This is a genomic window from Hyphomonas sp. (assembly GCF_040882205.1).
GTDB lineage: Bacteria > Pseudomonadota > Alphaproteobacteria > Caulobacterales > Hyphomonadaceae > Hyphomonas.
On sequence record NZ_JBBEBT010000109.1, the window covers coordinates 1 to 1,061 of the forward strand.

Sequence of the window (1,061 nt, forward strand, 5' to 3'; positions counted from 1 at the left end):
ACCCAGCGAGATCATCCAGGCCAGTGACGCCGCCGACCAGAACGAGAACCTTCCCCCCACCGACAGCGGCATGTCGAACAGGTGCGCTTCGCGCCCACCGAGCCAGGCCTTCGCCTTGTCCGGGTTCGCCGTCACCAACGCCAGATGCTGGTTCGCCTTGTCACCCAGCGTGCCCTGGAGCCAGAGCCGCGCGCGGTTAACATTATACAGTGTTTCTTCCGTGCCGAACGATTTCGACACACCGATCACCAGCGTCGATTTCGGGTCAAGCCCCACCAGCGCCCGGTCAAGGTCGAACGGATCGACATTGGCCGCAAAGCGTAGCGTGATCGCGCGGTCGGCAAGGTCCTCGAACGCGTCCGCCACAAGGCGGGGTCCGAAATCCGATCCCCCGATCCCGATATGCACCACCGCCTTGAACCGTCCGCCGCCCGCCGTGCGAACCTCGCCCGACCGGACTTTCCCGGCAAAATCCAGCGCCGGCAGCACGCCCTGGCGCACCGCCTCGGCTTCGCCCGTCAGCGCAGATCCTGCCCGCAGCGCCCAGTGCAGCGCCGGCCGGCCTTCGGATGGGTTGACGATCTCGCCGCCGAACAGACGCTGCGCTGCCGCATCAAGTCCCGCCTCGGCGCCATGCTTCAGCAGCGCCGCTTCGGCGGCCGTATCGAGGTAATGCCGCGCCAGGCTGACCTTCCAGCCTGCCGCTGTCAGGGCAGGGGCCGGCGCCCGCGCCGCCGCCAGATCACGCAGCGAAGCCCCTTCGAGACGGGCGGCCTGTGTTTGCAGTTCGTCTCTCAAGGCAGGCTCCGCAGCGGTTCAGGGGGTCAGCGCGCGTTATCGGCTTACCCGGACCCTGCGGCAAGGCCCTGCGAATAAGGCCTCGAGAGTGTCACAAGCCCGCTTGAATCCCGGTGGCGACATGGGTATGAGGCGCGATCAGCAGGCAGGCGGCCTGGCAAGATATTGGTTAAACCTCGTCCGGCAGTCCGGGCGCAGACCCGGAAAGAGGAGAGGCCCTATGGGCAAGGCAAAGTTTGAGCGTACGAAGCCGCACGTCAACA

Annotated in this window: 1 pseudogene; it reads right to left on the reverse strand. The window is 66.4% G+C overall.

Features of this window, described 5'->3' with window-relative positions:
• Positions 1-798 (reverse strand): annotated as a pseudogene (locus WEA77_RS04485) (glucose-6-phosphate isomerase); the annotation flags it as partial.
• Between the last annotated feature and the right edge of the window lie 263 nt (positions 799-1,061).